Source organism: Bradyrhizobium sp. 17 (genome assembly GCF_023073515.1).
Classification (GTDB): domain Bacteria; phylum Pseudomonadota; class Alphaproteobacteria; order Rhizobiales; family Xanthobacteraceae; genus Bradyrhizobium; species Bradyrhizobium canariense_D.
On record NZ_JADPJQ010000039.1, the window covers coordinates 1 to 25,992 of the forward strand.

Genomic DNA, 25,992 nt, shown 5'->3' on the forward strand with positions numbered 1-25,992 from the left:
ATTTGGTGCGACCGAGACTGAAACTTGGGAGTTCGAGGATACCGGACGCTGGCTCTGGTGAGCCGCGAGCAGATTCGATGCCTCCGATCGTCGCGAACGGGGGCCTTGGGTTGGACGCGCATCATTGGGCCGGGCGCACCCTGATGAGCTCTCCACCCCAGAGGTTTTGATCTTGATTAGCGCAACGAAGCCGTTTCTCAGCGATCGGGTACGGATGAGAAATTGCAATACTCTAATCCCAGTGCCGTACGAGCAATAACTATCGCGATGAAGCCGCTAAGCTCGCTGTCAAGACGAGTTTGAATCGTTTCGTCCCAATCGGGACGTCCGGGGCGGGGCCGTGCAGCACATACCGAGGTAGCTCGGAATTCGACTTTAGAGAGGACATATATATGAGTTACGATTGTATCGCGGTGGAGCAGCGAGGGGCGATCGCTTGGCTATTTCATAATCGACCTGAGTCGCGAAATGCGGAAAGTCGACAGTTGCTCGACGAGTTGGATACCGCGCTCGCCAACGCGGTGAAGGACGACTCAGTTAGGGTGATCGTGATCGCCGGAAAGGGGGATCACTTTTCCGCAGGACATGACCTTAAGGAAGCGCAGGCAACCCGGGCCGGATTCACCGTCGAGGAGCGTTATGCTTATGAGGAGCAACGCTACCTGGACTACGCGCTTCGGATTTGGGATTGCCCTAAGCCGACCATTGCGTCTGTTCAGGGAGCCTGCGTTGCGGGCGGCTTCATGGTCGCCAATATGTGCGACATCGTGGTTGCCTCTACCGACGCCTTCTTTGCTGATCCTGTCTGTAAAAGCCTTGCGTCAGCCGCAGTCGAAGTGCTTGTTCATCCTTGGGTGATGGGGCTGCGCGCTGCGCACGAATTCCTTCTAACTGGTAGAAGGATGTCAGCTGTAGAGGCGCATCGTCTAGGCATGGTAAATAGAGTTGTACCGCGCGCGGACCTTGAGGTCGAAACAACAACGCTCGCCGAGGACGTAGCTTCCGGTTATCCGTTTGCATCGAAGCTTATCAAGCGCTCGTTAAAGCGCGCGGCCGACATCCAAGGCTTTCGCGCTTCGTTGTTAAGCCACTTCGATACTCATCAGCTTTCGCATGTGTCAGACGAATACCGCCAGATGCGGGAAGGGGGAATTGCCGCAGGAATTGCGCGCGGCAAGGAAGCAGCAAAGAAATGATCAGCCAGACGCATGCGTCTCATGGCTTATTTTGAGCAAATCATTTTGCGGTCTCGAAAAATGCGAGAACTTGGGCGCCTCCAGCTTCGAGCGTCGAGTAGGGTACAGTATACCGACCCGGAATTGCTGACCTGTGCAGAAAAGCTGCGCTATCAGGGTGGTTCGACAGCGTATACCACGTCGATCGGTTCTGCGGTTGGCGCCGGTTCGCTTGGCGTTTATGACGCTCCAGTTCGCTGGGTTCACTTTCGGTAAGGCGGCCTCGCAGTTTAGCTCGCCCTGGACCCCTTATCCCGGCAACCTCTTCGAGCTACCCGGTGGTGGCGGCTGGGAGCCCGTAAACCAGTTTACTTACACGGCTGACTTCGGTCGAGGCATCACAGCCTCCTTCTCGGCCCAGGACCAAGTCGTTAATTACACAACCAACATCTGGAACGTGAGCGGTGCGACCGCAACTGGTCTCGCCACCGGTGCGTACGGTGCCAACGACGTTGGTCGCACGCGAGCGCCAGACCTAGTCGCGATGCTTCGTGTTGACCAGACGTGGGGTCTCTTCCAGGCGTCGGTCGCCGCGCATGATAACCATGCTGCCTACTCTGGCGCGACTGAAGTCACCGGCCATCCAGGCGACAAGTGGGGTTGGGCTGGTCAGTTGGCATTATCCATCAAGAACATTCCGACGGGACCGGGTGATACCATCAACGTCCAAGGCGTGTATACGAACGGGGCAAGCCGCTACAACTTCGATAGCTATAAGTCGACCACCTACCGATGTATGGGGGCACCGGTCTCGCGGGTGCCAACCAGAGCGTCGGCTTTGCTGGTATCTCTGACACCGTGTTTGTGACTGGCTCCGATCAGCAGTCGACCACGACCTATGGCTTCAACGGCGCCTACACCCACAACTGGGATCCGTATTGGAGCACGGCAATCTACGGTGCGTGGGCAGCCGTACGCTACAACAACGCGGCCAAGGGCTATGTCTGCGGCGCGGTCGTCGCGACTCTGGCGCTGTCGAGCGGTCTTGCCGGCTGCAACCCCGATTTCAACTATCAGGTTGTCGGTACAGTCACGCGCTGGACCCCGGTCAAGAACCTGACTTTCTCGGCTGAACTTACCTTCATGATGCTCGACCAGAAGTACAAAAGCGGAAGTACGGTGACTCTTCCGGTACAGTCGAGCACTGCCAAGCCGGGTGCCGCGTATGAGCTGAAGGACCAGAGCAACCTGGCGCTGTTGCTACGCGCTCAGCGCAATTGGTAAATTTAACTCGAACTTGCGAAAGGAGAAAAGACGCGGCCTATGGATCTGAGTTGACCTCCAAGAAGGCCTTCGGCATGCCCGCCGGAGGCCTTAGAAAGTTAGAACCGATAAGCTTTGGAAACAATCTTCCCAAGCTCTGCAAAAGCATGGTGTCGCTGAGCTACTTCCCGCGAGCGGTAGGCCGCGCGGAGGGATTCCTAAAGCCAACGGCGTCATCTGTTCTCTGAGCCTTCGAGCGCCGCGGACCGCGTCGACAGATCGATCATCAAACAGTATCTGCAACCGGACTTGGATCCTGTAGATCCTGACTCCTAGGCCCATCGGCCGAAAAAAAGAGCACCAAGCGATCGAGCAAACGACCAAGCGATGCTGAGTCTGTGACTGGGTTCTGGATGTCGCATCGAAGGCGCTTTCGGCACGCTCATCATGCCATTCCGGTGAGAGCGCTTCGGAAGCACTGTTAGGATCCCGGGTTTTGCTAGGTGAGGACTATCCAAAAGCCGCAAGCCGGAACATTGCAAGGCGAGTGTAGACCGGCTGCTGGCGAGTCGTTGCTTGGACGTTTCCGACGCGCGGTAGCATTAACCCACAATCGCAAATGTCGCATATGGTCATGTTAGTGACGTGCCCCGTCAAGGAAGCTTGGTCTCACCTGAGGTTTAATACAAATCAACAGGGTGGCAGATAGGGCTGCAATCGGCCGATCTCCGCTGAACGTGCGTGAAATATGTCAAATGCTCTCAATCAAACCGGCGACGTCGCTAGTTTCGTGCATGTTGCGTTGCCGTACTGCATGATGGTGGAGCGCGGTATTCCGAACCGTTGGAATGGCAGAGTGCGTCGGAAGCGGGATTGCGAAAAATCGACAGTGCCGCGCGAACGTGCTGCGTCATACGCGTCAATCGATGGGGGCTGCGATCATAACGACAGCAGCATCATTGGCGGCCCGCCGAATAGGCGAGAAGTCACTAACATGCTCAGGAATTGACGATGAGTGCTATCGTAATCGATGGAAAGGCGATCGCCGAGGTCCTTCGGAATCGCGTTGCGCGCGATGTGGCGTGGCTTCAAGCCGAATGCAACGTTACCCCGGGGTTAGCCGTGGTGCTGGTTGGCGAGGACCCGGCCAGTTCGGTTTACGTGAGGACGAAAGCCAAGCAGGCGCAAGCCGTCGGCTTTAAATCTCAACAATTCCTGCTGCCGAGCAATGTTGGCCAAGCCGAACTGCTGACGTTAATCGAGAAACTTAACGCTGACGACACGGTCGATGGCATCCTCGTTCAGCTTCCACTGCCGGGGCACATCGACCGTTGCCGTGTCCTGGAAGCCATCGATCCGGCTAAGGATGTCGATGGCTTCCATCCTTACAACATTGGACGATTGGCGGCCGGTCAGCCCGCTCTTGCCCCTTGCACCCCTCTTGGTGTTGTCCACCTCGTCAAGACTGTTGTGCGTGACCTGGACGGGCTTGACGTTGTCGTTATTGGTCGCTCGAATATCGTCGGAAAACCTCTGGCACTGCTTCTCGGTGATGCCGGATGTACCGTTACAGCTGCACAGCTCCAGACGCGCAATCTGCCGGAACATTGCCGAAGGGCCGACATTGTCGTGGCTGCCGCCGGCTGCGCGGGGCTGGTCCGTGGCGATTGGCTTAAGCCGCGCGCGATTGTCATCGATGTTGGCATCAATCGCGCGACGGATTCGACCGGCTCCCCCAAAATTGTCGGAGATGTTGCTTTTGCCGAGGCAAGCAAGCGCGCGAGTTACATTACTCCTGTGCCTGGCGGCGTTGGTCCGATGACAGTCGGCTACTTGCTCGCGAATACTGTTGACGCGACGATTTCGCGCCGAGAGTTGTCATCGCTGGCGAATCCTTACGATCGGGACATTTCGTCATCATCCAAGCTCAAATCCGACAGAGAGATCGTTCGGCTTGATCCTGAGCGAGCAACCTAGAGGCCCGGCGTAACTGCTACCTTTCGGGCGTTTCGTGCAATCGCTCTGCTCGCGGCGCTTTACCGAAGCGTGCCCGGTATGTGCGAGAGAAGTGGCTCGCACTTGTAAATCCGCAGGCTAGCGCAATCTCGAGTACCGAAAGGCTGGTTTGCCTGACCAGATCACGCGCGCGATCGAGCCTCAGCGCTAAATAATGCTCGCCGATTGAGTGTCCGAGATGTTGGCGAAAAAGGCGTTCGAGATGTCGGAGCGAAACGTCAGCTAGACGAGCCAGATCTTCCCGCGATACTGGATTTTCCACAGTTTGCTCCATTCGACTGATCACCCGAAGCAGGGGCGCATGTGCGATGCCGAGACGTTCTCGCAATGGCATTCGCTGGGGACCGGTTCCTTCGCGAACGTGAGTCTGAAGGAACCACTCACTCACAGCCATTGCTAAAGCGCTTCCGTGTTCGCGAGCAAGCAGGGCGTGCATCATGTCAAGCGGCGCAGCGCCACCGCTCGATGTCAATCGATCACGATCGATCTCATAGAGAGAGCGCCGCAGATCGAGGTCGGGGTAGTCCTCGACAAAGGCCGGCGCATGCTCCCAGTGAATGGTAAATCGGTAGCCGGTGAGCAGAGTCGCCCGCGCAAGAATGTAAGGTCCGCCCGATACCCCACCTAGAGTGACGCCGAGCCGAGCAAGTCTCCGTAGCCATGCGAAAGTCGGAGCATGTCGAAAGAGCGCCGGATTGCCGCCGGCGCATACGAATAAGTAGTCGAAGTGAGCGTCTGTCCCGACACAATAGTCCGTTTGAATACGTACGCCGTTCGATGCCGCGGTGGCTTCTCCGTCGATCGAGACATGACTCCAGTGGTATAGCGCTCGACCGGATAGGCGATTTGCGGCGCGCAGCGGTTCGATCACCGACACATAAGGCAACATTGCAAAATCAGGAATCAACAGGAAGCCGACATGAGCCGCTGGTTTGGTCAAGTTGTCGCTTTTGGGCAATCGAAGGTCGCTGGCGATCATGACGGAGAAGCTACGCCGTTCAATGTGCACTAGACAAGCGGGACTTTTGGGGCGCCGGCTTTGGGCCGCTGATGCCGGCCTCAGGAAAACGCCTGGCGCAAAGAAAGCGAAAGAGGTTGCCTGTGCTTTTGCAAACAGATGATGTCTTGTTGCCGTCGTTGTTGCGATGCAGCGATCAATTGGTGGCGACGTCCTGCAACCAATCCTCCCGCACGAAGGATTCAATTCTGGCTCGATCGCGCCGATATCTTCACATCAGCTAGTTGGCTGCATTTTTACTCCTTAGGCTCCCTATGATGACCTCTGCAAAAATAACACGAAACAAGCTGCGTGATCAGGTGGCAGGCGCCTTGCGCAAGGTTGAGGCGCTGGAAGCGGCATACGAGACGATCACGGTTGGACAGCTTGTTTCAGAGCGAGCGCGAACGCACGGTTCGGCCACTGCGATCAACGTCTTCGAGCGCGACGAGCGCGCAACGTACGCGGAGATGGACCGCTGGTCCAATAAGTATGCCCATGCTTTGCGGGCATTTGGAGTGAGCAAGGGGGATCGCGTTGGTGTGATGCTGCCAAATCGAATCGAGTTCCCGATCCTTTGGTTTGCCTTTGCAAAACTCGGTGCCGTGATGGTGCCGATCAACAAGCGCCTGACGCCAAGAGAGATTGAATATGTTCTTAGCGACACGCAGGCTAAGTTTGCGGTCGTTGACGAGTCCTCATGGGCAGTGTTTTCGGCAATGGATCCATGGCCGCAAGACCTCTCGAAGGAGCGGGTCATTGTTGTCGGGCAACGCCCATCGACGAGCGGGACGTGTGCTTCCCTGGATGATCTGCTCAAGGGCGCGGGAGAGGCTCCGGTTAACGAGGATGTCGGCCCCGACGATCTGCTGAACATTCAATATACCTCGGGGACGACTGGCTTTCCCAAGGGCTGCATGTTGACGCACGACTTCTGGGGCATTGGCTCGTATCGATGGGCGTCCATGGACTATGAGCCGTACAAGAGCTATCTCTCCATGGGGCCGTTCTCCTACGGCGAGCCGCAAGCCCATCTTCTGAAGTCATACCGACAAGGCGGAACGCTTTACCTCGCTCCGCAGATCAGCTCGACGCGGTTGCTCGGCTGGATCAAACAATACGGCATCGAATGGTGTTCGTTTCCCGAATTGGTTGCGCGTCAGGCAGAGGCCGAGAATATCGACGGAACGACTTCGCTCAAGCAGACCATAAATTGGGGCTGGACTCCCGAGACGCTAGCCCGTTTCCGCAAGCGGTTTGGCGTGCGTACCGGCGACGGTTTTTCGATGACGGAAATCAGCTTCGGCACCATATTGCCGAATGAACTTGAAGAGGCGATCGACCTTGGCTCGGTGGGCATACGCGCGCCGTTCCGTGAGTTGCGGTTGGTCAATGACGACGGCAGCCCTACGCCGATTGGCGAGATCGGTGAGCTCTGGGTGAGGGGGCGCGGGATTTTCAAGGGTTACTGGAACAATCCACAGGCAAATGCTGCCGTATTCGAAGGTGAATGGTTCAAGACGGGTGACCTGTTACGCTGCGACGATCTCGGCTTCTATTGGCTGGTCGGACGCAAGAAGGACATGATCCGTCGTTCGAGCGAGAATATTGCTGCGCGCGAGGTCGAGGCGGTCATCTGCGAAATCCCCGGGATCTCGGATGTCGCCGCGGTGCCAGTTCGCGATGTCAAGCGGGGTGAGGAGGTCAAGATCTACGTGGAGCTCAAGGAGGGCGTCACGCCAGCAGATCTGCCGGTGGAGCGCATTCTCGAGCATGCTCGAGCGCGTTTGGCTGCCTTCAAGGTGCCGCGATACATTGCCTTCATTCCAGCTCTTCCCCGGCCCGATACAAAGTCACGGGTGCTCAAGCGCGAATTGACGGCCATCAGCGATCCAATCTCCGGCTCCTATGACACCGAGGAGATGCGCTGGCGTTAGCTCGTTCTCTTTCGCGCGAGCGAGCTGAGGCCGCGGTTTGTATATTTCGACAAGGAGAAGGGGCGTGCGCAAAGCTGAGTGGCAAGAGTGGTTTCGTTACGACTTGGCGGCGGCCTACAGATGCACGGCAGAGCCGTAATCACCTTAGTAGGAGCTACGGCCAGGCCAGCGCTCAAACGCCGCTTTGATCGCATAAGCCCGGAGCACGCGACCTGACGGTACGTAGGGGCGTGCAACCTGAGCGGTGGCAACCAATAGAGCCCATCATGAAAAGACCCTCCAAGACATTTCCTTGATGAATGGGGTGCGCTCGCTCGCGACTGGAGCACAAGAAAGATCGAATGATTGGAGTAATCAGCCGCTCCGTCATTTCGCATGCGGAGTGGATTTGAGGTCAAGTGATGCCTTTCAAATGGAAAAAAGTGGCGACCGCCTTTTCTAGTTCGGAACGGATATTGTGGACGTGGTCGTGGGTCGGAAAACGTAGCGCGCCTACCTCGGAAAGCGCTGAAGTCGAAATGTCACGCAATCAATCTTCGTGGAAGTAGCAGGATGATGAACGATGTGGTGAATATCGATGATCTGCGTAAGCTGGCGAAGCGCCGGCTCCCGAAGATTGCCTATGATTACGTTGAGGGCGGCACCGACGACGAGGCGGCCCTACTCACCAATCTACAGGCATTCCGCCGGACGCGTGTCATTCCGAGGTACCTCGTCGATGTCAGTGTGCGCGATCAGTCGACCGTCCTGTTCGGTCGCACTTATTCCAGCCCGATCGGTATCGCGCCGACCGGACTGGCCGGCCTTCTTCGCCCGGGTGCGGACATCATGCTGGCTCAAGCGGCGCGCGACGCCAACGTGCCTTTCATCATGTCGGGCGTTAGCACGGGTTCGATCGAGGATCTTGGGAAGGTGGCACCCGACCATGGATGGTACCAGCTCTACTCGTCCAAGGATCCGTCGATCTCCGAAGACATGATTAAACGGGCGAGCGATGCTGGGCTGAGGACTCTGGTCTTTACCGTCGACGTGCCGGAATCCTCCAACCGCGAGCGCGACCTTCGGAACGGTTGGCGGCGACCGTTAAAGCTCACCTGGAAGACCAAATTCGAAGCGCTCCGGCATCCGGCCTGGATGATGCAGTGGTTGCAACATGGGGCACCTTACTTCGACAACTGGACCAAGTACGCAGGTCCCAATGCTAGCGTCGAACAGGTGGCCGATCTTGTCGCCAACCAATGCCGCGCGCCGATGACCTGGAAGCATGTTGAGCGCTATCGTGAGCTGTGGAAGGGAAACTTTGTGATCAAGGGAATCATGCACCCCGATGACGCGGTGCGCGCGCATTCCCTTGGCGTCGACGGTATCATCGTCTCCAATCACGGGGGCCGCCAGCTCGACAATGCGCCTTCGCCGCTCGAGATGCTGCCCAGGATTCGCGACGTGGTGGGCGACAACATGACCGTGATGCTCGATAGCGGAATTCGGCGGGGGCTTGATGTCTTGATCGCCATCTGCATGGGCGCTCAGTTTGTCTTCCAGGGCCGGCCAACGCTCTACGGCGTGACAGCTGGTGGAGTAGCCGGCGCAGCAAAGGCGCTGGCGATCTTCCGTCGCGAAATCGACATCAGTATGGCCCAGATGGGCGTGAGCAGCATCGCCGATCTAGGCCGGCATCACTTGATGTGGAAAGACAATGAGGATTGGCGCAGCAATCGCCGCGAAGAAACGTAGCGGGTCGACTTCAATCTGGTCTTGAGCGGCCATTCCTACCTCACCATCAAGCCGACTCGGTCGCGCCCGGGTGTGTGTCTGCCTGCGGCCACGCCAGCCTCCCCGCCGTGAGTATCCGCGACTTGACTTTCAAGAGCATCGATGTTCGGAGAAACAATGATCATGTCTGACGTTCAGAATTTGCTTGAGCGGTTGATCTCAGCGGGCACTGAGATCATTGGGGATGGTGGAATGCTATCGCAATCTACAGATATCGCGGGGTATCTCGAAGATGGGCGTCGCCGCTACAAGGGTGAGGCGTTGGCCGTGGCACTCCCCAAGAGCACCCAACAAGTCGCCGCTATTGTCAAACTTTGCGGTGAGCTGGGCATCGCGATCGTACCGCAGGCCGGCAATACAGGCATGACCGGTGGCGCAATTCCCCTCGGCAATCGCCCTTCGATGATCCTTAATGTTTCTAGATTGAACCGCGTCAGAGAGATCGACATTCAAAACAATTCGGTGATCGCCGAGGCTGGCTGCATCCTGGGAACTCTGCGAGAGACCGTGCAACAAAAGCAACGGCAATTTCCGATGTACCTTGGGAGCGTCGGAAGCTGCCAGATCGGCGGGCTAGTCTCTACAAATGCGGGAGGCACAGGCGTATTACGGTATGGGAACATGCGCGATCTTATCTTTGGACTGGAGGTCGTGCTGTCCGACGGACGGATCTGGAATGGCTTGAAAGTGCTCCGCAAGGATAATTCAGGATACGATCTGAAACAGTTATTCATTGGCGCAGAAGGTACACTGGGGATCGTAACCGCGGCCGCCTTGAAGCTGTTCCCGCTGCCGACGACGACGGGGACGGCGATGGTGTCTCTATCGCGAGTCTCCGACGCTGTTGATCTGCTGAGGCTTTTTGCCGACTGCACGGGCGGCAAGGTTGAAGCATTCGAACTGATTTCGAAAGGGCAGCTACAAAATGTCCTGGCTCATTTCGGTGAGCGGCCCCCTATGGACATCTCATCGCCATGGTATGCCTTGATCGAACTCGCCGACAGCAGCACGAACTGGGACCCGTCTGAAGTGTTCGAACGCGTTCTGAACGAAGGAGTTGAGCGCAAGCTCGTTAATGACGCGATTGTTGCATCGGATTCACTTAAGGCAGAGCGCTTGTGGAAGTATCGACACAGTATTTCCGAAGCAAACATGCGCAAAGGCTTCTCGGTGGCTAATGACACATCAGTACCAATTTCTAAGCTGGAGATCTTTATCGAGCGCGTGGATGCGCGGCTCCAAACCGAGTTTGACGCTGCGGATGTATTCCATTGCGGTCACATTGGTGACGGCAACATCCACGTGATCATCGTCTTTGACAGGCTCGTCTACGATACCCCTGTCAAGAGGGAGACGGCCGCGGCGCGCGCGAACTTCATCGTACACGAGGCAAGCGTCGAGCTTGGAGGAAGCATTAGCGCCGAGCACGGGATCGGGCTCATGCACGTCGAGGAGTTGAAGACCTTCAAGGAAGGCATCGATCTGGAGCTCATGGCTGGCATCAAGAAGACCCTAGATCCCCGAAATATCATGAATCCTGGCAAGATCTTGGGCTGCTGATGTCCTGCCGAAGACTGTACATTATTTCCCACACGATTGAGAGAGTACGATGAAGTTATTTTGTGCGCGGCTCCGCGATACGGTTCGCGTCGGCGTCCTTTCAGGTGATGAGGCCGTCCTTCTGCCACAGCGATTTGGAGACCTTCTGGAAATTATTGAGGCCGGCGAAGAGGCCCTGGAGGAGATAAGGCGAGTTGCCAGTGAAGCGAGCGCCGAACGTATGCCGTTTGCGGACCTTTCGCTGCTTTCTCCCATCCGGCGCTTTCGCCGTGACGTCTTGTGTGTTGGCTGGAACTATCTCGATCACTTCAATGAGGGGCGTGAGAAACGCGCTCCGCAAGCGGCAAAAGAATTGCCTAAGGCCCCGACGTTCTTCACGAAGAGCCCATATACAGTCATCGGTCCGCGCGATGCTATCGCTTACGACGCGAGACTTTCGGGTGAATGGGATTACGAGGCGGAACTTGCGATCATCATTGGGCGAGCCGGGCGCAGCATACCCGAGAAGGACGTTCGCAATCATATTTTCGGTTACAGCCTGGCGAACGATATCTCGGTGCGCGATATGCAGCGAAAGCATGGCGGACAATGGTTCAAGGGAAAGAGCATGGACGGAACGATGCCGCTCGGCCCTTACATCGTGACAGGCGACGAGATGGATCTCCCGGCTGTTCGACTGCAATGTCTGGTGAACGGCGAGCTTCGCCAGGATGCATCGATTTCTCAAATGGCTTTTCCGATTGAGCGCCTTATCGCCGAAATTTCGCTTGGAATGACATTGCAGCCGGGAGACGTGCTTTTGACCGGAACGCCTAGTGGCGTTGGATACGCGCGGACCCCTCCATTGTTCTTGAAGGAAGGTGATGAAGTGCTGGTCCGGGCCACTGGGCTCGGCGAATTGAGGAATCGCCTCGTGCACACCGATCTTCTTGGTTGCTCTGATGTAAAAATTTGAGCGCTCACTACGTGCAGCTCGGCCATGATAGGGCAATCGCCATCCATGCTGCCGAAGCAGCCTTCCGTCGGCCTCGTTCGGTCTACGCGTGCGATTTCCAACCCAATCGACCGATCGAATGGAGCTGACATAGACGCGTCAAACCGATCTGCCTAAACGACGTTCTCGGAAGCCGCCCCTGTGGAGCTCGATACTTCCGAGTTCCTGACGGCGACCGATACGAGCGCGCGGCTCCTGCAAAGAGTACACGCTCGCCAAAGGCTGTCGGCACCCAATCCCGCAGCTGTTCCGAGAGCGATGCGAGGCGCATCGGCCGCAGTTGGTGCGGTTGCGGGCGCGATCGTATCAATAGTTTTGTCGGACCAGGATCCGAGCGGACGACAGACGATACGTTTCCGGCCTTCACACGAGCGCGCAGATGGCGGTCGTTCGCAGTCCAGCCACGTCTCAATCCGAATAAGATCGGATTGTCAGCGCTCGTATTGGACTGGTTCGATCGATGGCGCGTAGACATCGGGGAGCGACATTCCCTCGCCAAAAGATGTCCAAGGCAGCTAACCTGGATATCCCGCATCGCGATCCTCAAGTCGGGGGCTGCGGCTGGCGGCCTGATGCTGCTGCGCCCGATTAAGGCATTGGGGCAGGTTACCCGGCCATGAGGCGTCCGAACCTGGCATCGGCTGTGGCCAGAGGACCTGTCGCTTTCAGGCAATGGCAGGTCGCTAGCGATCATGCCGGCGAAGCAGAGCAGTTCAATGTGTATCAGAAGGCAGGACGATCCGGCCGCGCTTACCCAGTATTCGGACCCAATGCGCTATTCCATATTTTCTCTCATTGGCCAAACTCTAAAGGGACATCGTGGCTGGCAGCCTACCTGGCGCGACGCAGCGCCCAGGCCCGAATACGACGTTCTGATCATCGGTGGTGGCGGTCACGGTCTTGCCACAGCTCACTATCTTGCAAGTCGATTTGGCATCAACAACGTTGCCGTGATCGAGAAGGGTTATATTGGCTCTGGTAACGTGGGCCGCAATACGACGATCATTCGGTCAAACTATCTGCTGCCTGGAAATACCCCTTTCTACGAATTGTCGATGAAGCTCTGGCAAGGGCTGGAGCAGGACGTGAACTACAACGCGATGGTCAGCCAGCGCGGGGTTCTCAACCTCTTTCATTCGGACCCGCAGCGGGACGCCTACGCGCGCCGCGGCAATGCGATGCGGCTCGCCGGCGTCGATGCCGAGCTGCTCGATCGCGAGCGGGTGCGTGCCATGGTGCCCTTCCTCGATTACGAGACAAGCCGCTTCCCCATTCAGGGTGGGTTGCTGCAGAGGCGTGGCGGCACCGCGCGCCACGACGCCGTTGCGTGGGGTTACGCACGGGCGGCCGATAGTCGGGGCGTCGACATTGTGCAGAATTGCGAAGTCACCGGTGTCACCATCATGAACGGCCGCGTGAGCGGGGTCGCGACGACGCGTGGCCCGATCAGAGCGAAAAAGGTTGCGCTCGTTGTCGCGGGTAACTCTTCCCGTCTTGCCGCGATGGCAGGGATGCGGCTACCAATCGAGAGCCACGTTCTGCAGGCCTTCGTCTCCGAAGGGCTCAAGCCTTTGATCGATTGCGTGGTAACTTTCGGCGCGGGCCATTTGTACATCAGTCAGTCGGATAAGGGCGGCCTCGTGTTCGGTGGCGACATCGATGGCTACAATTCCTATGCTCAACGCGGCAACCTCCCGGTGATTGAAGACGTGATGGAGGCGGCGATGGGTCTGTGGCCCGGCTTGGGCCGGGTGCGGCTGCTGCGTCACTGGGGCGGCATCATGGATATGTCGATGGACGGTTCGCCGATCATCGATCATACGCCGGTTCAGGGGCTCTATCTCAACGCGGGCTGGTGCTACGGCGGCTTCAAGGCGACGCCGGCCTCCGGCTTCTGCTTCGCCCACCTCATCGCCAAGGATGAGCCGCATCCCGTCGCTGCCGCTTACAGGCTCGACCGCTTCGCCACCGGTCGGGTGATCGACGAAAAGGGCGCGGGCGCGCAGCCAAATCTTCACTGAGAGATCATTGAGCTATCCCAATGCGCATTCCATGTCCCCATTGCGGCGCGCGTGACGTCCAGGAATTTACCTATCTGGGCGATGCGGGCCTGCAGCGTCCCGATGGCCTCGCTGCCACGGAAGCTGCGATGTTCGATTACGTCTATCTCCGTGACAACCTTCGCGGTCTTCACGAGGAGCTCTGGTATCACGGCGCCGGTTGCCACGCCTGGCTCGCTGTGCGCCGTCACACATTGACCCATGCTATCGAGTCGGCGGTGCCGGCAAAGAGCCGCTGGACGGGAGCGGCAGCATGAGCACGCTGCCGTTCCGTCTCCCCAGCGGTGGCCTGATCGACCGCACCCAGGCGCTCTCCTTTCGCTTCGATGGCAAAGGCTATGCCGGGTATGCCGGCGACACGCTTGCCTCGGCGCTTCTCGCGAGCGGCGTGCGGCTCATCGGTCGGTCTTTCAAATATCACCGGCCCCGCGGTGTTCTCTCTGCCGGTTCCGAGGAGCCGAACGCGTTGGTCGAGCTGAGGACAGGTGCGCGACGCGAGCCGAATACGCGAGCGACGACCATCGAGCTGTTCGATAGTCTTGAAGCAACCAGCCAGAACCGCTGGCCCTCGCTCGCATTCGATTTGCTATCTCTAAACGGTCTCGCTTCGCCAGCTCTCGTCGCTGGCTTCTACTACAAGACCTTCATGTGGCCGGCCTCGTTCTGGGAGAAGCTCTACGAGCCATTGATCCGCCGCGCCGCGGGACTGGGACGTGCCGCCCAAGCCGGCGATCCCGACCATTACGAAAAGGCCTTCGCCTTCTGCGATGTTCTGGTGATCGGTGGCGGGCCGGCGGGCCTGTCCGCCGCCCTCGCGGCCGGCCGCAGCGGCGCGCGCGTCATCCTCTGTGACGAAGACTTTAGGCTCGGCGGTAGTTTGCTCGCTGAACAGCGCGAGATCGATGGGCGTCCCGCTGCCGAATGGCTAGCCGTCACGCTGGCCGAACTCGCAAGCTTGTCCGAAGTGCGCATCATGCCGCGCACCAGCGTGTTCGGCCTCTACGATCACGGCATCTACGGTGCGGTTGAGCGCGTCAACGATCACGTCGCCCTTCCGCCCGCGCATCAGCCGCGACAGCGCAGCTGGCGAATCTACGCCAAACACGCGGTCCTCGCCTCCGGTGCGCTCGAGCGACCGATCGTCTTTCCCGGAAACGATCGCCCCGGCGTCATGCTCGCCGGCGCGGTGCGCACTTACATTAACCGCTTCGGCGTTCTGCCTGGCCGCGAAGCAGTCCTCTTCACTGCCGGCGACGGCGGTTGGGCGACGGCGCGCGATCTCGCAGCGGCCGGTGCTCGCGTGGCAGCGATCGTTGATTCCCGTAGCGAGATCGATCCATCACTCAAAACGCTGGCCCAACGTGTCGGCGCGCCGCTGTTTGCGGGCAGCGTGGTCGAGGCGACGCAGCGGAGTCGTGAGCTGCGCGGCGTCGTCATTCGCGATGCTTCCGGCAAACGAACGACTCTGTCTTGTGACCTGCTTGCGGTCTCCAACGGCTGGAACCCGACGGTTCACCTCACGTCTCACCAGAATGGCAAGCCGGTTTGGGATGATGCGGTCCAGGCATTTGTGCCTGGCGCGCTGCCGCCGAACCTCGCTGTCGCCGGCAGCGCAGCCGGTCGCTTCACGCTCGCTGAAGCACTTAAGGACGGAGCGCGGCTTGGCCGGGAAGCGGCAGCGGAGGTTGGCCTCGCACCGGCGGCGGCCGAGGCGGCTCACGCAACTGACGCTGAGCTGAATGGCCTGATGCCTGTCTGGCGCGTGAGCGGCGGCAAAGGCAAGGCCTTCGTCGATCTCCAGAACGACGTCACCGACAAGGATGTCGAGATCGCAGCCCGCGAGGGCTTCCGTTCGGTCGAACATCTCAAGCGTTATACGACGCTCGGCATGGCCACCGACCAGGGCAAGACCTCGAATTTCGCCGGTCTCGCCATTATGGCCGAGCAGTCGGGCAGGGCGATCCGCGAGACCGGTACGACGAGTTTCCGTCCGCCCTACACGCCGGTTGCCATCGGCGCGCTTGCCGGCCACCACCGTGGCAAAGATTTCCGGCCAGCTCGTCTGGCACCGACCCATGAATGGTCGTGCCAGCAGGGCGCCGTCTTCGTCGAGACCGGCCAATGGCTGCGAGCGCAATATTATCCCAAACCGGGAGAAAACGATTGGCTGACCGCGGTCAACCGAGAGGTGCTTGCGGTGCGCGGTAGTGTCGGATTCTGCGATGTCTCAACGCTTGGAAAGATCGATATCCAAGGCGTCGACGCAACAGAGTTTCTCGAACGCGTTTACATCAATGGCTGGAAGGCGCTGCCGGTGGGCAAGGCCCGGTACGGACTCATGCTGCGTGAAGATGGCTTTGTCTTGGACGATGGCACCACCTCTCGCCTGGGCGAACATCACTTCTTGATGACCACCACGACAGCCAACGCCGGCAAGGTGATGCAGCATCTGGAATTCTGCCATCAGGTGCTTTGGCCGGAGCTTGACGTGCGGATGGTTTCTGTTTCCGAACAATGGGCGCAGGCATCAATCGCTGGTCCAAGATCTCGCGATGTTCTGCATCGTGTGGTCGACGCCGAGCACGATATTTCCAACGACGCCTTCCCATATCTCGCCGCGCGCGAAATCACGGTTGGTCGAGGTATCGCAGCACGCTTGTTCCGTATTTCGTTTTCGGGGGAACTCGCCTACGAGCTCGCAGTTCCGGCTGAATACGGCGAAGCGATGATGCGCGCGCTCATGGTGGCTGGGGAGCCATACGGCATCACACCGTACGGCACCGAGGCGCTTGGCGTGATGCGCATTGAAAAAGGGCATGTAGGAGGCAACGAGATCAATGGCCAGACGACAGCGCGCGATCTGGGGCTCGGCAAGATGATGTCGTCAAAGAAGGATTTTATTGGCCGACTGATGGCGAAGAGGGAAGCCTTGATGGAGAGCCACCGTCCGAGCTTTATTGGTGTTCGGCCTGTGAATTCCTCCGACCGCCTACGGGCCGGTGCACACTTTCTCGGAGTTGGTCGCGCAGCCGAGATGGAGAATGATGAAGGCTACATGACCTCGGTGGCCTACTCGCCAAACTTGAAGCAGTGGATCGGGTTGGGCTTTATCAAAAATGGGGGGAGCCGAATCGGCGAGCGTGTCCGCGCTTTCGACCCGGTCCGCAATGGCGATGTCGAGGTGGAGATTTGCTCTCCCGTGTTTCTCGATCCCGAAGGAACTCGACTTCATGGTTGAGCAAGAGACTGCCACTTGGCGTGCCCGTGGCGCTTGGGCCGGTATTGCCGAACCCGGACAGATCGGCGCGAGGGGCGATCCGGATATCACAGCAGTGACCTTGGACGACGCAGGTTTTGCAACGCTGATTGCGTCTTCCGGCTCTGCCGATCTGGAACTTGCCATCAAGCGGACGATCGGCCTCGATCTACCACGGAGGCCATTGGTCTCACTATCGAACGCGCATGGTTTGGCGTGGGCTGGTCCGGACCAGTGGCTCCTTATTGCCCGACAGAGAGCTGGCTTCTCTGACGTCCTCGCCTCGTTGTCGGGTTTTGCCGCGGTGAGTGATCAGAGTCATGGCCGCGCCGCATTGCGCGTATCGGGGAGGCGGGTACGGCAGGCCCTGGCAAAAGGTGCGATGATCGATCTCCATTCTTCCGTGTTCCCAGTCGGCGCGACAGCGCTGACAAGCTTTGCACATATCGGCGTGCAGTTGTGGCGAACCGAAGATGGGCCGGATGGCGCAGTCTTCGAACTGCTTGTAGCGCGCAGCATGGCCGGCAGTTTTTGGTCCTGGTTCACTGCTTCGGCAGCGGAGTTCGGCTGCCATGTTACGTGTGGTCGATGTTAGTGTCCGCGCGCTACGTTCGTTTTATTTCAGCGTATCTTCACCGCAGTTCGCGAGGGATCGCCGTCAGGCGATGACTACCATGTCCGAGCATTCTATGATCCTTGCATTGTCATGCCCTGATCGACCGGGCATCGTATCGGCTGTCTCGAGCATCTTGTTTGAAGCAGGCTGTAACATCACCGACGCTCAGCAATTCGATGATGAAGAGGCCGGCCGCTTCTTCATGCGCGTGGTGTTCGATCGGCTCGAGCAGGCGAAATCAAAAGCGGAGATTTTGGCCGCTATCGAAGAACTGGCTCAGCGCTTCCTTATGACATTTACGCTGAGAGAGACTTCTGCAAAAAAACGGGTGATGCTTCTGGTTTCTAAATTCGATCATTGTCTAGCGGATTTGCTATATCGCTGGCGCATTGGCGAATTGCCCATGGAAGTGAGTGGAATTGTTTCCAATCATGGGCGCGAGCACTTGGCTTCTACCGATCTGGGAGAATTGCCGTTCTATCACTTGCCTGTCACGAAGCAGACTAAGATGGAGCAAGAGTCGCGTATTTGGGAGATTGTGCAGGAGACAAACACGGATCTTGTTGTCCTTGCGCGCTACATGCAAATCCTATCGGACGGATTCTCGGCGAAGTTGTCGGGACGCTGCATCAACATTCATCACTCATTTCTACCTGGATTTAAGGGCGCCAGGCCCTATCACCAGGCCCATGCGCGAGGCGTCAAGCTCATCGGAGCAACCGCCCATTATGTGACCTCAGATCTCGACGAAGGACCGATCATCGAGCAGGATGTCGAAAGGATCTCGCATCGCGACACGCCAGAGGACCTCGTTCGCAAAGGGCGCGACATCGAGCGGCGCGTTCTCGCCCGAGCTGTGCGCCATCACCTGGAAGATCGCGTGATGCTCAATGGAATGAAGGCGGTCGTCTTTACCGGCTGAACGGAGCGCGACAGAATAAGGCGGAGCTGTTCGAGAGCAGCGCTGAAGCTTGACGTGCGACAATGTGGCGCGCGAAGCACATAAATGCATCGCGAATTGATTGGAAGCCCACAATCGTTTGCCGCTGCTTGAGAAGAGTTTGGCTACATAGGAGGAAGCGATGTCAGAGAATGGTTTGTGTGCAATCGTGACGGGTTCAGCGTCGGGGCTTGGAGCGGCCACCGCGACACTGCTCGCCAAAAATGGCGCGAGCATTGTGATTAACTATTCCAATAGCCAGAAGGAAGCTGAGGCCACTGCCTCTACCTGCCGTGCGGCCGGCGCTGCCGAGGTAATTGTGGTGCAGGGGGATGTTTCGCGTGATTCGGATTGTAGGAAAATTGTCGCTGTTGCTGAGGCGCAGTGGGGCCGGCTCGACGTTCTGGTCAACAATGCCGGTACGACGAAACATATGGCGCACCACAAACTCGATGGGCTTTCAGCTGAAGAGTTTCAGCAAATCTATGCGGTCAACACCATTGGGCCTTATCAGATGATACGGGCAGCACGAGCGCTGCTGGAAGCGAGTGCGAAGGCAAATATGCGGGCCGCCTCTGTGGTCAACGTCTCGTCTGTCGCCGGCATCAATGGCTTGGGTTCGTCGGTCGCATACGCTGCAAGCAAGGGCGCTGTCAATGCTATGACGCTCTCGCTGGCTCGTGCGCTCGCGCCTTCCATCCGCGTGAATGCGGTTTGCCCCGGCTATATTGATACTCCCTGGTTCACGAAGGGCCGTGGCGAAGCTGGCGCGAAACAGGTGCGGGATGCGATAGTAGAGCGCGTGCCGCTCAAGATCGCCTCCTCCGCCAACGACGTAGCGCAGCTCATCTACTTCCTGGCCAGTCCTGCATCTAGCAATATGACCGGCGAATGCGTCCGCGTGGATGCGGGAATGCATTTGCTCTCGTAACCAGTTTGCCCCTGCCTCCAGGCGTCGCGCCATCTGGCGGAGGATAAGTATCGCCGCGAGCAATCTGCAAGCGCAGCTGCGTCAAGCTTAGCTCTCCCGAGCAGGCGTGGGAGAAGCCGATCGGTCCGAAACGCGGTCAGGCCCCCATGGGCGCGAGAGCTTCCCGCCTTAATGTCTCAGAGCAGCGATAACATCGTAACCCTTTCGATTAGTCTTTCGATCGCCTGCCTACAGGGTGTGGTTACACCGACATGCCAGTCTAGCAAGCGGACGCAAACCCGCCCCATCGATGCTATGATGATCAAGTTCCACGCCATGAGTGGGTGTCCGCAGCTCGCTGCGGCTGAGCGGTCCTTTTGGCGCTGCAGCCAAACTAACCTTTGCGGTTGCGTCTACTGTATAGTAGCGCGATGCGCTACGTAGTATTTACGAGACAGTTTGCCGCCGGTAAACCCTAACTGCATCCATCCCCATCTCCGACCGCTCTCCTTTTTGGATGTGGACGGACATGAGTATCGTGACTTTGTTTGCGAGATGACGGCGGGAATATACGGTCACAGCCATCCAGTTATCCGTGAAGCAGTGATGAGGCGGCTGGACCTCGGCTGGAGCCTCGGCGGCCACACGTCCCTTGAAGGCGAACTGGCGGAGCTCCTCGCAGGACTGTTCTCTTCCATAGAGCGTGTCCGTTTCGTCAATTCTGGAACGGAAGCAAACATGTTCAGCATCCAGTTAGCTCGGATCGTCACCAACCGTTCCGCCGTGCTCGGCTTCGACGGTTGTTACCATGGAGGGTTGCTTGGATTTTCAGCCAAGCCTAATCCGCTAACTATCCCCTTTGTAAAAAAAAGCGGAGATGCGCTCGCGGAAATCTGCGCGATCCGAACTCTACCTAGCACGCTGTCTCGCCCTGCCTTTCGCGACGGCGTCAGGAGCCCTACCGCTGCATCAGCTCCTACGACCGTCTCGTTCGTTCGAAGGAAGAACTCATTTCTTGGAGCGTCTGCGCTCGCGCGCGAGATACAAGAGTCTGGAGCGTCCGTTCTGACGACTGAAAGGTTTCAGCGTGTCGCTGGAAGGCAATCGTAGGTCGGTTGCGGTCACGCCAGGAGGATCAAGTTCTGCGAAGACGACAAAAAAGTGGCTACTCTTTCGTTGCTGCTACTTCCTGTGTGAGGCCTTTGGGTCCTCACCTATTTTCATGGCTCTCAGCAGCCAGATGCAAACTGGAGCTCTAGCTTGAGATTTGGAAGCGACGCGCACAGGAGCTGTTGCCCTCACTTGGGTGATTCAGTGGCTTATCAGTTGTGCCACCAATAGAGCATCGTCATCCGTTCGATGCGCCTCCGTCCAAGTACAGCACGGGTCAACATCTGATGAGTCGTTTGCAGCTAAAGGAGCTAACGTGACCGCATATCATGGGCCGGTCTTTGAGATGGCCGAAAAACAGTTTGAAGTAATAGCGGATTATCTGTGCCTACCGGGAGACGTTAGAGCTAGGCTACTACTGCCCAAGCGAGCAGTCATAGTCTCTTGTCCGATACATCGTGACGACGGGACGACCGCCGTCTTTGAGGGCTATCGCGTTCAGCATCACCTCACCCTTGGCCCGACGAAAGGTGGCACGCGTTTCGCGACCAGCGTTGATCTCGGTGAAGTGGCTGCGCTCGCGATTTGGATGAGTTGGAAGTGTGCGCTGGTCGGACTGCCGTATGGTGGCGCAAAAGGAGGAATTTGCGTAGATCCTTCCAATCTGACTAAGCGCGAGCTCGAGGCGCTTTCGCGTCGGTATATGCAAGAAATGATTCCCTTTGTCGGGCCGCATACCGATGTGATGGCACCAGATATGGGGACAAACGAACAGATTATGGCTTGGTTCATGGATACGTATTCAATGTACCAGGGGCAAACGGTCACCGAAATCGTGACAGGCAAACCTGTCAGTGCCGGCGGCACCTTGGGGCGCCGTGAGGCGACAGGACGAGGCGTTGCTCATCTGGTCGGTCGCGCCGCGGCCGAACTCAACATGAATCTCGGTGGCGCAACAGCGATCGTGCAAGGGTTCGGAAATGTTGGTTCGATTACCGCTCTCGAGCTACACAATATGGGCGTCAAGGTGATCGCGGTGAGCGACCACACGAGCGCACTCTATCGCCCCGCGGGTCTCGATATTCCACAATTGGTCAGACATGCAGCTTTGCGTGGTAGCTTACAAGGCTACTCTAGTGAGCTCGTTTTGGATTCTCAGGAGCTGTTGACGCTGACGTGTGACATACTCGTACCCGCGGCAATGGAGCGGGTAATCGACGCCAAGATCGCCAATGGTCTGCGATGCCGCATACTCGCGGAGGGCGCGAATGGCCCGACAACGCCCGAGGCCGACCGGATCTTGGAAGAGCGACAGAAGGACATCTTTCTCATCCCGGATATTTTGTGCAATTCCGGAGGCGTAGTTGTTAGCTACTTTGAATGGGTGCAGGACCTTCAGAGATTGTTTTGGGAGGAGGACGAGGTCATGCGGCGGGAATATCAGGTGTTGGATCGCGCGTTTGATCGCGTCTTGGCGCGAAGCAAGCGAGACAAGATCTTAAGCCGGACTGCTGCTATGGCCATAGGCGTAGAGCGGGTGCGCGGTGCCAAGGAGACACGTGGGCTGTTCCCATAGCAGAGCGCCCCCTGCAGGCTCTTTCCGTTTGCTGCCCTCGGCGTGTCGGACGGCGAGGTGTCAATCTCAGCCTTTATTCTCGAGGGCATTGATTGGAAGAATCCGCGACACGGGCGACCTACCAGCACGAGCTGGGCGAAGAAGTTTGCGGTTGTAGACCATTTGGAGGGTACAAGGTCCAATCTGTGATTCACTGCTTTGCTTTAGGGCTGATGGCGATTCGAGATCGGTTGACGTTGCCGCCCTGAAAGGGCGCCGGTGATCGAGCGCGCGAAGGCTCTGGAGACCGCGGAAGAATTCTCAATCCCACGCGCGAAAAGTCCGCGGGTGCCTTCACCATCAAGGGAGAGGATCCGAAAGGTCGCTTTGCGGCCAGAGTTGCTTCAGGCGTGCACGGATTTAAAACGGCGGTCGGATCAGCTTGCACCGCTGACGTCCAATATTGACTATTTGCAGAATCCGACCGTTTCCGCGTCTCTTTCGCCTCCAGCTCCTCCTCCGCCGCCAACCCCCACCATTTCAAAACTGGCCAAGAGGAGCAGCCAGCCCGCGTAATCAGAAGGGTCGGTTTCAGCTGGGGGCGCGCCACTGATCTCCGACCCGGGCACGGACCAAGGTTGATCACATCCTAAAAGGCTTCTAGCCGCAATCCAGCCCACCAAAGAGGCCTTCATCGACATAATATATGTCGGGCCGCTTGCGGAGCCAGGCCGATTTCGGATGATTTGAAAGAGGGTAGCGGTGAAGTTCGTCTGCAGGCCGGGCCCGTTCCCAGCAGAAACTTGTCGGCCAGGGTTAAGCTTCCTGAATGGTAAAACTAGGAAACAACGTGTTTTGGGTTAGGATCTCTGTCACCGGGGCTGGTCTGCATTTAATCACGACGAACAATTTTGAGCCCCGGAGGGCCGCGGGCTATACTGTCGGCGGCCGTTTTTCAAGAAGAGGCGGAAGAGGGTTGGTCGTTCCGATCTGGCGTTGGGCGTCTGCGCCATCATGTTGCAGGCTGGGTTGTGATGAACTGGCTCGTCTAGCGCGGCCGAGTCGTGCGGAGGGCTTCAATGTATGACTGTAAGAGCGAACTCGATGCGCTCGTTGCTGAAACGATGGCGTTCGCCAAATCGCTGAAGGTGGAGATCGAGCGGCCGCGGCCGCAGCCAGACAAAGTCGGCGAGTGGACTGGCCTCAGCGTGCCCGACTATGGCGCCAGCGAACGCGATGAGATCAGGAAGCGGGTCGAAATCTTCAAAGCGCATCAAGAGCGCTTCACGCTCGAGCGCGAGGAGTATGCCGATTCACTGCTGCGCCGGATCAGGCCGATCACAAAATCCTAGAGCTCTTGGTCGAGCCATTCATGAGCCCCCAGGTCCCTTAAGTGCTGCAGCTCAAGCAATACGCGCTCGACGGCAAACCAAAAGTGCCGCGAATTTTCCATCGTTTCCGTCATTGCTAAGCTCGCCGTCGACTTGCGACCGACCCGAACCGGCTCATTCCGGAGCGCGAGAGATCCCAAGCTCGATCCATTGTTTGACCTCGTTTTGCGCCGCATCACGCTAGAAAGGTGCAAACAGAATTAAAGCTCCGAACTAGGAGCTCCGTTACACCCGAGCTTCTTTCGAAAGGCGATCGGCCCCGGGACGGCGACCGGTATTTGCCATTGACTAAGATCAAAGCATCAAATCCGGATCCTATATCTTTCAGCAAGACTTAACGGAGGCTAGTGATCTCATGCGGAACGTTCTGTTTATCGGTGTGCTTGCCCTTCCCATCCTCGTCGGCGTTGGATCGCCTTCGACCGCGGCTCCGCGGGGGCGTTCGAATATCCGTCCGGCTCCGCGGGACGTTTATTGCCTGCAGGGACGTATCTGGGGATATCCTGGGAATTGCCAGTTTTCGACCTATGACCAGTGCACGGCAACTGCATCCGGCACCTACGCCTATTGCGGTATGAATCCGATCTACGCTTTCCAGCGACAAGGAGGACAGTTGCGCTGATGTGTGATCGTCAGGTCTGATCGAGACATCGGTCGGAGTATTGCGCACATCAATGGGCCTGCCGTGCAAGCTTGAGAGACGTTGGACGCCGCCTGATCTGGGCGCCCGGCATCGAGCGCGCTCGCGATGCAATTTCCTCAGGTGCATCAAGACGCGGAGCAACAACGATTGGGACCTAGTGGCTGATCGGAGTCACGCGCCGTCGAGTGTGGGTTTTTAATTCAATTCAAGGAAAACAACGCGAAAGCGTCAAACAGACATCTCCTTGTTGCGTTCTTGTCAGCTTATTCCTCCACAGTGACCTTTCGACTGTTCTACTTTGGGTAGCTTTCCGCGCGGGGCGCGAAATTCCGCCACGCTACCCGCTAGAGAATGAGGGAGATCTCCAAATGTTGGATGCCCCCACCACTGCGCTCCTACGGATGGTCCTCGACGACGTCTGCAAGAATGTTTCCCGGTACGATACCGGTGCTCGTACCCATGTCGCCTCGAAAATGTTGGAAGCCGCGGCCACAGGTGAAATGAGACCTGACCGCCTCAAACAAATCGGTCGCGATGCTCTTTCCAAAGCCCCGACAACGGGGCGTTAGGCTCAACTAGGGTCTCGTCACTGAGGAGCCACGGAGCCGGTTCTGCAGCGACGATTTATGTGACTGCGTCCGCCACGCACTTGGCAGAAGCGTATCCCGACGAGGCAGCCAAGTCGATGAGGCGCGTAACGGGAATTTTGCTCGACTTCCAGACCTCAGATCGATCGGGGGTAACGAGTGGTCTGATCACTAAATGCCGCTGCTATTCGTCGCGCAGTCGTTCATTTCGTTGCTGTCATCTCTGGCCTTACTTTTTCGGCTCGTCTGTCGTTTGCCAATGCTGGCCTCGTTCGGTCATCCTTCATATTCGCGGCCTTGATTCGACTCACTTTCGTTCTCAGGTCAACGTAAGGATTGGCTTCTGTGCGGGTTTCGATGCGCTCGCGCCGGCAGTCGTGATCGCGAATAGGGGACCGCGATCCAATCGCCGAACGGAATCAGAACTGATGATCCTGATGTTGCTCGTAGCGCTAATGCGCAGAGCTTGGTATAAGCGGGGCAGGACCTGAAATCTTGATCGGGACCTAGCTGTCGCTTCGCTGCAACCTGAGCTGCTCCTTCGGGCTTCCATCCCATCTGCAATCCGATTTGCGTAGTCAAGGGCGTAAGGGCTCGCTCGATCTTCGGCTATGGGCTAGGGGCCACCCAAGGTTGCCGTTTTCACCGACGTGCCTCAAGTAGGCCAACGTGAATGCCCAAGGCGTCGTGCTGATGCTCGCTACGCCAGTGATCGAGCGTTTCATGGCACCCATCGCGCGCTTGCCAAGGTACCTCGACGCTCGACCAGTAAGATGACGCTCACAACAAACGCGGGGCGGCGGCAGTGAGTTGCGAGCTTCTCGCGGCCTCGCTCATTGATTTTCCAGTACACTGCGCCAAAAGTTGTATCAGCTCCATTGGCGCGGACGCGCAATGCTCGCGCAAACTACGCGCTTTCACCGTTGGCGAGCGCCGTAGTTCGTGACGTTTGGTTCGAGCCGCTATCTTTCAATGTTCCAGCCGCTATCTTCAAAAAGCTGTTGCGTTTGGCATAAATATAATGTATTAGTATACAATACGGAGTGTTTTGGCCGGTGCCCGGCCGCATGCCAGTGTTGGCGGCGCGCAATTCTAGTTATGACGTTGTTCGTCGCATTATTCCTCCCGCGACGGACCATACTGGCCGCCCCCTTTTGCGGGGCGGCCTTTTTTCTCTATCAGATCGCGCAGCATTGCGGGCCCGCGCCG

17 protein-coding genes and 1 pseudogene are annotated in these 25,992 nt (G+C 57.8%); 17 read left to right on the forward strand and 1 reads right to left on the reverse strand.

Features of this window, described 5'->3' with window-relative positions; genetic code table 11:
• Window positions 1-392: 392 nt before the first annotated feature.
• The 3 genes and pseudogenes from IVB13_RS07350 to folD all read left to right on the forward strand — a co-directional run bounded on the left by IVB13_RS07350 (window position 393) and on the right by folD (window position 4,415).
• The gene (locus IVB13_RS07350; RefSeq protein ID WP_247488124.1) at window positions 393-1,196 is read left to right on the forward strand and encodes an enoyl-CoA hydratase; all 804 of its coding nucleotides are present in this window, start codon (window positions 393-395) and stop codon (window positions 1,194-1,196) included.
• 195 nt (window positions 1,197-1,391) lie between these two features.
• Window positions 1,392-2,459 (forward strand): annotated as a pseudogene (locus IVB13_RS07355) (porin); the annotation flags it as partial.
• A gap of 990 nt (window positions 2,460-3,449) precedes the next feature.
• Window positions 3,450-4,415, forward strand: coding sequence for a bifunctional methylenetetrahydrofolate dehydrogenase/methenyltetrahydrofolate cyclohydrolase FolD (folD, locus tag IVB13_RS07360; RefSeq protein ID WP_247488126.1), 966 nt, complete (start codon window positions 3,450-3,452; stop codon window positions 4,413-4,415).
• A 16-nt stretch (window positions 4,416-4,431) separates the two neighbouring features.
• Here folD and IVB13_RS07365 read toward each other — a convergent pair whose 3' ends face one another.
• Window positions 4,432-5,433 carry a GlxA family transcriptional regulator gene (locus IVB13_RS07365; protein ID WP_247488128.1) on the reverse strand — a complete coding sequence of 334 codons (1,002 nt, stop codon included), beginning with the start codon at window positions 5,431-5,433 and terminating at the stop codon, window positions 4,432-4,434.
• A gap of 296 nt (window positions 5,434-5,729) precedes the next feature.
• Between IVB13_RS07365 and IVB13_RS07370 the strand changes: the two genes are divergently transcribed.
• From IVB13_RS07370 to IVB13_RS07435, 14 genes are all read left to right on the forward strand, one after another.
• Window positions 5,730-7,388 (forward strand): class I adenylate-forming enzyme family protein, encoded by a 1,659-nt coding sequence (locus tag IVB13_RS07370; RefSeq protein WP_247488130.1) that lies wholly within the window; start codon window positions 5,730-5,732, stop codon window positions 7,386-7,388.
• Window positions 7,389-7,940: 552 nt separating this feature from the next.
• Complete coding sequence (locus IVB13_RS07375) at window positions 7,941-9,122, forward strand: alpha-hydroxy acid oxidase (protein WP_247488132.1); 1,182 nt, start codon at window positions 7,941-7,943, stop codon at window positions 9,120-9,122.
• 156 nt (window positions 9,123-9,278) lie between these two features.
• Window positions 9,279-10,721 (forward strand): FAD-binding oxidoreductase, encoded by a 1,443-nt coding sequence (locus IVB13_RS07380; protein ID WP_247488135.1) that lies wholly within the window; start codon window positions 9,279-9,281, stop codon window positions 10,719-10,721.
• A gap of 49 nt (window positions 10,722-10,770) precedes the next feature.
• Window positions 10,771-11,676 carry a fumarylacetoacetate hydrolase family protein gene (locus IVB13_RS07385; protein ID WP_247356425.1) on the forward strand — a complete coding sequence of 302 codons (906 nt, stop codon included), beginning with the start codon at window positions 10,771-10,773 and terminating at the stop codon, window positions 11,674-11,676.
• Window positions 11,677-12,485: 809 nt separating this feature from the next.
• Window positions 12,486-13,736: a sarcosine oxidase subunit beta family protein gene (locus IVB13_RS07390; RefSeq protein WP_247488188.1), complete on the forward strand. Its 1,251-nt coding sequence runs from the start codon at window positions 12,486-12,488 to the stop codon at window positions 13,734-13,736.
• Window positions 13,737-13,756: 20 nt separating this feature from the next.
• Window positions 13,757-14,032, forward strand: a complete 276-nt coding sequence (locus tag IVB13_RS07395) for a sarcosine oxidase subunit delta (RefSeq protein ID WP_247356423.1) — start codon at window positions 13,757-13,759, stop codon at window positions 14,030-14,032.
• On the forward strand, window positions 14,029-17,013 hold the full coding sequence (locus IVB13_RS07400) for a sarcosine oxidase subunit alpha family protein (RefSeq protein ID WP_247488138.1): 2,985 nt from the start codon (window positions 14,029-14,031) through the stop codon (window positions 17,011-17,013). The genes IVB13_RS07395 and IVB13_RS07400 overlap by 4 nt, the downstream gene beginning before the upstream one ends.
• Window positions 17,006-17,626 (forward strand): sarcosine oxidase subunit gamma family protein, encoded by a 621-nt coding sequence (locus IVB13_RS07405; RefSeq protein ID WP_247356419.1) that lies wholly within the window; start codon window positions 17,006-17,008, stop codon window positions 17,624-17,626. Before IVB13_RS07400 ends, IVB13_RS07405 begins: the two co-directional genes overlap by 8 nt.
• A 79-nt stretch (window positions 17,627-17,705) precedes the next feature.
• A complete protein-coding gene (gene purU / locus IVB13_RS07410) occupies window positions 17,706-18,569 on the forward strand; it encodes a formyltetrahydrofolate deformylase (RefSeq protein ID WP_247488190.1) in 864 nt (287 codons plus the stop codon).
• A 160-nt stretch (window positions 18,570-18,729) separates the two neighbouring features.
• Window positions 18,730-19,518 carry an SDR family oxidoreductase gene (locus IVB13_RS07415; RefSeq protein WP_247488140.1) on the forward strand — a complete coding sequence of 263 codons (789 nt, stop codon included), beginning with the start codon at window positions 18,730-18,732 and terminating at the stop codon, window positions 19,516-19,518.
• Window positions 19,519-20,923: 1,405 nt separating this feature from the next.
• Entirely contained in the window at window positions 20,924-22,183 is a 1,260-nt protein-coding gene (locus IVB13_RS07420) for a Glu/Leu/Phe/Val dehydrogenase (RefSeq protein WP_247488142.1), read from the forward strand.
• A gap of 1,058 nt (window positions 22,184-23,241) precedes the next feature.
• Window positions 23,242-23,514, forward strand: a complete 273-nt coding sequence (locus IVB13_RS07425; protein ID WP_247488144.1) for a hypothetical protein — start codon at window positions 23,242-23,244, stop codon at window positions 23,512-23,514.
• A 394-nt stretch (window positions 23,515-23,908) separates the two neighbouring features.
• Window positions 23,909-24,175 carry a DUF3551 domain-containing protein gene (locus tag IVB13_RS07430; protein ID WP_247488146.1) on the forward strand — a complete coding sequence of 89 codons (267 nt, stop codon included), beginning with the start codon at window positions 23,909-23,911 and terminating at the stop codon, window positions 24,173-24,175.
• Window positions 24,176-24,564: 389 nt separating this feature from the next.
• Window positions 24,565-24,765 carry a hypothetical protein gene (locus IVB13_RS07435; protein ID WP_247356764.1) on the forward strand — a complete coding sequence of 67 codons (201 nt, stop codon included), beginning with the start codon at window positions 24,565-24,567 and terminating at the stop codon, window positions 24,763-24,765.
• Window positions 24,766-25,992: the final 1,227 nt, after the last annotated feature.